The organism is Achromobacter sp., assembly GCF_036567245.1.
Taxonomy (GTDB): Bacteria; Pseudomonadota; Gammaproteobacteria; order Burkholderiales; family Burkholderiaceae_B; genus Achromobacter.
In genome coordinates this window covers 1-5,711 of record NZ_DATCUY010000422.1, presented here as the reverse complement: position 1 = coordinate 5,711, position 5,711 = coordinate 1, and the positions used below count along the sequence as shown (strand labels likewise).

The window sequence follows — 5,711 nt, the reverse complement described above, 5'->3', positions numbered from 1 at the left end:
CGCCTGCGGGGCGGGTTGCGCGGCGACGCGCGCCGCTTCGTGGCAGGCCACCACGTGGTCGCTGCCATGTTGCGTCAGTTGCGGCGCTTCGGCACGGCAGCGCTCGGTGGCATAGGTGCAGCGCGGCGCGAAGCTGCAGCCTTTGCCCAGTTCACTGGGCGCGGGCACCATGCCGGGGATCTCGGCCAGCCGCTGCTTCGAGGTGTTCATCGACGGCATCGACGCCATCAGCGCCCGCGTGTATGGGTGCAAGGGGCGGTCGAACAATTCGGCGACGGGCGCTTCCTCGACCTTGCGGCCGGCATACATCACGGCCACGCGGTCACAGGATTCGGCCACCACGCCCAGATCGTGGGTGATCAGCACGATGCCCATCCCCAGGCTCTGCTGCAGGCTGCGCAGCAGGTCGACGATCTGCGCCTGGATGGTCACATCCAAGGCCGTCGTCGGCTCGTCGGCGATCAGGACTTCGGGGTTACAGGCCAGGGCCAGCGCAATCATCACGCGTTGCCGCATGCCGCCGGAGAGTTGGTACGGATACTCGTGCACGCGCCGCTCGGGTTCGGCGATCTGCACCAGGCGCAGCATGTCCTCGGCGCGGCGATAGGCCTCGCGGCGGCCGAGCTTCTGGTGGACCATCACCGTTTCCGCGATCTGGCGGCCGACCGTCAGCACGGGGTTCAGCGAGGTCATCGGCTCCTGGAAGATCATCGAGATCCGGTTGCCGCGGATCTGGCGCATCTGCTTTTCGGTCAGGCCCAGCAGGTCAGTGCCGCGATAGCGGATCTGGCCGCCGGCATAGCGCCCGGGCGGCGTCGGAATCAGCCGCAGGATGGACAGCGCGGTGACGCTCTTGCCGCAGCCGGACTCGCCGACCACGCCCAGCGTGCGGCCTGCCCGCACCTGGTAGGACACGCCGTCCACTGAGCGCACAGTGCCGGAAACGGTATCGAAGTAGGTGCGCAGGTTGTCGACTTCGAGCAGCACGTCGCCAGGGGCGACGGCGGCGGGAGAGATTGCCATGGCGTGCTCCTGGTTCTTAGCGTTGGTTGGTCAGGCGGGGATCGAGCGCGTCGCGCAGGCCGTCGCCCATCAGGTTGATCGCCAGCACGGTGATGGCCAGCAGGATGCCGGGATACAGGATGGTGTAGAACGCCACCGCCACGTAGTTGCGGGCGTCGGCCATCATGTTGCCCCAGCTGGGAACCTGGGCCGGCACGCCTACGCCCAGGAACGACAGCACGGCCTCGGTCAGCACCGCGGTGGCGGCAATGAAGGTGGCCTGTACCACCAGCGGCGTGACCATGTTTGGCAGCACATGGCGGCGCAGGATAACGGGCAGGCGCGTGCCCACGGCATGGGCCGCCTCGACGTAAAGCTGTTCGCGCAGCGTCAGCGCCAGGGACCGGACCAGGCGCACCACGCGCGGCACCTGCGGAATCGCGATGGCGATGATCACCGTGGTCAGGCTGGCGCGGATCACCGCCATCAGGGCGATGGCCAGCAGGATGTCGGGGATGGCCATCATGCCATCCATGATGCGCATGATGATGGCGTCGGCCCAGCGCACGAATCCCGCCACCAGGCCCAGCACCACGCCGACCGTGGTGGCGACCAGCGCCACCACGATCGCGACCACGAGGGACACGCGGCCGCCCCAGACCACGCGGCTGAAGACGTCGCGGCCCAGCGCATCGGTGCCGAAATAGTGCTCGGCCGACGGCGGCTTCATGCGTTGCAGCGGATTGATGGTGATGGGGTTGTGCGTGGCGATCCAGGGCGCGGCGAGCGCCAGGCCCGCCACGATCAGCAGCAACGCCAGGCCCAGGATCAGGGTGGGATGCTTGCGTATCCAGCGCCAGCGGCGGCCGCTGGCGCTCAGCGCTTCGTGCAGCACGATGGGCGGGCTGGTGGAAATCGAACTATCTGACATGATTTCTTCCTGCGGCGGCTCAGTAACGGATGCGGGGATCGAACAGCCGGTAGCTGAGGTCGATCAGCAGATTGATCAGCACGTAGGTGCCGGCAGACAGCAGCAGCACGCTCTGGATCACCGGGTAGTCATGATGCTGGACCGCGTCGATGACCAGCCGGCCGATGCCGGGGATGGCAAAGACCGTCTCGGTCACGACCACGCCGCCGATCAGCAGGGCGATGCCCACGCCCACCGTGGTGGCGATGGGAATGGCGGCGTTGCGCAGCGCATGCTCCAGCACCGGCAGCACCGCCAGGCCCTTGGCGCGCGCCGTGCGGATGTAGTCCTCGTGCAGCACTTCGACCACCGTGGCACGGGTCATGCGGGTGATCAGCGCGATGTAAACCAGCGCCAGGTTGATACAGGGCAGGGTCAGGTTGCGCAGCCATGGGCCGATGCCCTCGGACAGGCTGACGTAGCCCTGCACCGGCAGCCATTGCAGCTTGATGGCGAAGCCGTAGATGAGCAGGTAGCCGACCAGGAAAACCGGCACCGAGAACGCCAGCACCGCGAACAGCATGACCAGGCGATCGATCCAGGTGCCGGCCCGGTACGCTGCCAGCACGCCCAGCGGCACCGCCACGATGATGGACACCAGCATCGTGAGCGCGGCGATCGACAAGGTGGGTTCCACCCGCTGCGCCAGCAGCTGCGTCACGGGCACGTGGGTGAAGATGGACGTGCCCAGGTCGCCTTGCAGCAACTTGCCGGCCCACAGCCCGAACTGCCGCCACAGCGGCTCGTCCAGGCCCAGCGCCACGCGCAGCTTGGCGATGTCTTCCGCGGACGCGAAGTCCCCGGCGATGAGCGCCGCCGGGTCGCCGGGCGACAGGTGGATCAGGAGGAAGACGATCACCGCCACCACTGCCATGACTGGCACGATGGCGAGTACTCGCCGGATGATGTAACCCATGGTGGTCTCGCGTATCGATTGGGCTGGCGGCGGACTACTTGTCCAGCACCCACAGGTTGGGCAGGCTCCAGATCTTGTCCGCGTTCTTCAGGCTGTTGTGCGAGGCGAACGCGCGCGAGTACTGGCCCACCGAGATCGCGGGGAAGGCTTCATAGGCGCGCTCCTGGAACAGGTCGAGTACGCGCTTGCGCTCGTCCGAGCTGGTGGCCGCGATCCATTGGGCGCGCAATTCGTCCAGCTTCTTGTCGCAGGGCCAGCCCGGCAGGCTGTTGCCGCAGACCGCGCCCAGATAGGTGTTGCTGATGGGCGAGTCGACGTTGAACTCGGAAGCGGCCGACAGGAAGATGTTCCAGCCGCCCTTGTCGATGGGCTCCTTGCGGGCGCGGCGGGCGGTCAGCGTGGCCCAGTCCATGGACTGGATGTCGAGATTGACGCCGATGTCCTGCAGCGCCTGGATCGCGACCAGCGTGGCGGAGTTCAGGTAGGCCAGGTCCGTGGGCAGCAGGATCGCGAGCGGCTCGCCCTTGTACCCGGCTTCGGCCAGCAGCTTCTTGGCCAGGGCGGGGTCGGGCTTGGCGTAAGGCGCCGCGCCGGCGGCGGTGTCATAAGGTCCGCCGCAGATGAAGACCGTGGCGCAGTACTTCATGCGCAGGTCGTCGGGGTAGCCCATGGCGGCGGTGAACTTGTCCTGGTCCACCAGGTGCGCAACGGCCTGGCGCGCCTTCTCGTTGTTGAAGGGCGGCATGGACTGGTTCAGGATGATGTAGCCCTGGGCGCGTTCCATCACGCCGATCTTGACGTTCTTGTTGCCGCGCAAGGCGTCGATGTAGTCCGCCGGCGCCTGCTCGATCATGTCGACTTCGCCATTGGTCAGCGCGGCCGTGGCGCTGTTGGAGTCGGGCAGCACGCGCCATTCCACGCGCGGGATGTGCGGGGTCTTGTTGCCCGCCAGGCCGTCAGCCTGCGCCTTGGGGCCGACGTAGTTGGGATTCTGCTCGAACACGATCTTGCTGCCGGGCACCCATTCGGCGCGTTTGAAGATGTAGGGGCCGGAGCCGACGACCTCGGTCAAGGGCCGGTCGGCGGGCAGCGAGGCCAGGCGCTTGGGCAGGATGAACGCGGGGTAGCTGGACACCTTCGCCAGGCCATCGAGCACCAGGTCGAACGGCTGGTCCAGCGTCAGCTTGAAGGTGCCGTCGTCCACGGCTTCCCACTTGCCGCCGGCGCGCGTGATGGCCTGGCCGATGTTGTCGCGCGCGGACCAGCGCTGCAAGGACGCGATCACGTCGGCAGTGGTCAGCGCCTGGCCGTCGCTGAACTTCAGGCCGGGCAGCAGGGTGAAGGTCCAGGTCTTCTTGTCATCGCTGGCCGAGTACTTCTCGACCATCTGCGGCTGCGGCTTGCTGTGCGAGTCCATCGCGAACAGCGTGTCGTACACCATGTAGCCGAAGTTGCGCGTGATGTAGGCGGTCGTGAAGGTCGGATCCAGCACCTTCAAGTCGGCGTGCGGCACGATGCGCAGGGTCTTGGCCTGCTGCGCATGCGCCGGTGCGGCGCCAAAGGTGAAGGCCAGGCCGAGCGTGGCCGTCGAGAACAGGCAAAGCAGGCGTTTTTTCATCGCGCTAGGCTCCCATCGTGTTGGTGGATGCGCCGGCGTCCGCGCGCCGGCAGGTTCTTAGAGCGGCCACTTGGGCAGCCGGATATTGCGGTACGTGAGCGTTTTCCAGTCGGGCGTGGCGACGCCTTTGCCGCCGACATAGATGATGTGGCGCGCGACTTTCGAGAACGAAGCATGGAAATGCTGGGCGGACTTGACCACCACGATCTGCTTGGAAGCAAGGTCGCAGCCCAGCTGCGTGAACAGGTCCATGTTGATGGCCTGGTTGCGCAGCGAGGTCAGCACGATCTCGATGCCCTGGGTCTCGACCAGCGCGCAATCGCCCATGGCCGCCGGCGCGCCGGACAATCCCGTCATGATCATGTCGGCCTTGATCGCCTTGACCGTGCAGCGCAGGTCCAGCGGGTTGCCGGACAGCGGGCCGACCTTGCCGCCGATGCGCAGGGCCAGCTCCGCGCCGGGGCCGGCGTCGAAGGCGATGCGCGCCGATACCGGGTCCCACATGGGGCCTAACGCCGCGTTCGCCACGCCGCGTTCCAGCATGCGGCTCAGGACAAACGTGGCGTCGCCCGGCGCGCCGCTGCCGGGGTTGTCCGGCCGGTCGGCCAGCACCACCGGACCGTCGCCGAAGGCCAGGGCTTCATCCAGCGCCTGGTCCACGCTGCGGTAGGGCACCATGAGCTCTTCGCGCATGCCGATGAGTTCATCGGCCAGGCCGCGCGCCAGGGCCTGGGCGCGGGCGGCATCGCCATCGGCGTAGACCAGCACCTTGGTGCCCATCTCCGGCACGTCGCCGGTGGCAAAGCCTTGCGCCGCCGAGATCGACAGGATGCCGTCGCGGCCTTCCAGCGCCTTGATGCGGCTGACGAAACCCTGCGCCGGCTCGCGGGTGGTATGCATGGGCACGATCATTTCGCAGTCGATCAACGCCGCCACGGGCCGCGTGCGGCCGGCCTGCGCGTCCAGGCACAGCGCCAGCAGGTCTTCCGCGCGTTCGCGGATGTCGGTGTGTGGATATTCCTTGAACAGCACCAGCACCGTGGCCTGTTCCACCATCAGCGGACTCAGGTGCGCGTGCGGGTCCAGTTCGGCGCCCACCACCACACCGGGGCCGACGATCTCGCGCACGCGGCGCAGGATGTCGCCCTCGCAGTCGTCGTAGCCGTCGGCCACCATGGCGCCATGCAGGCCCAGCAGCACCATGT

Annotated in this window: 5 protein-coding genes; all 5 read right to left on the bottom strand. The window is 67.4% G+C overall.

All coding sequences use genetic code 11. From position 1 onward, the window contains the following. On the bottom strand, positions 1-1,023 hold a 1,023-nt coding region (locus VIR09_RS18140), incomplete at its 3' end, for an ABC transporter ATP-binding protein (protein ID WP_332014130.1). Positions 1,024-1,039: 16 nt separating this feature from the next. Further along, on the bottom strand, positions 1,040-1,933 hold the full coding sequence (locus tag VIR09_RS18135) for an ABC transporter permease (protein ID WP_332014129.1): 894 nt from the start codon (positions 1,931-1,933) through the stop codon (positions 1,040-1,042). A gap of 19 nt (positions 1,934-1,952) precedes the next feature. Next, a complete protein-coding gene (locus VIR09_RS18130; RefSeq protein WP_332014128.1) occupies positions 1,953-2,888 on the bottom strand; it encodes an ABC transporter permease in 936 nt (311 codons plus the stop codon). A gap of 34 nt (positions 2,889-2,922) precedes the next feature. Then, complete coding sequence (locus tag VIR09_RS18125) at positions 2,923-4,506, bottom strand: ABC transporter substrate-binding protein (RefSeq protein ID WP_332014127.1); 1,584 nt, start codon at positions 4,504-4,506, stop codon at positions 2,923-2,925. Between the two features lie 57 nt (positions 4,507-4,563). Next, the coding region (locus VIR09_RS18120) for a M81 family metallopeptidase (RefSeq protein WP_332014126.1) at positions 4,564-5,711 on the bottom strand (1,148 nt) is incomplete at its 5' end.

Coding starts and splice junctions, on each gene's coding strand:
- VIR09_RS18125 (WP_332014127.1), bottom strand. CDS start 4,506: ATGAAAAAACGCCTGCTTTGCCTGTTCTCGACGGCCACGCTCGGCCTG.
- VIR09_RS18130 (WP_332014128.1), bottom strand. CDS start 2,888: ATGGGTTACATCATCCGGCGAGTACTCGCCATCGTGCCAGTCATGGCA.
- VIR09_RS18135 (WP_332014129.1), bottom strand. CDS start 1,933: ATGTCAGATAGTTCGATTTCCACCAGCCCGCCCATCGTGCTGCACGAA.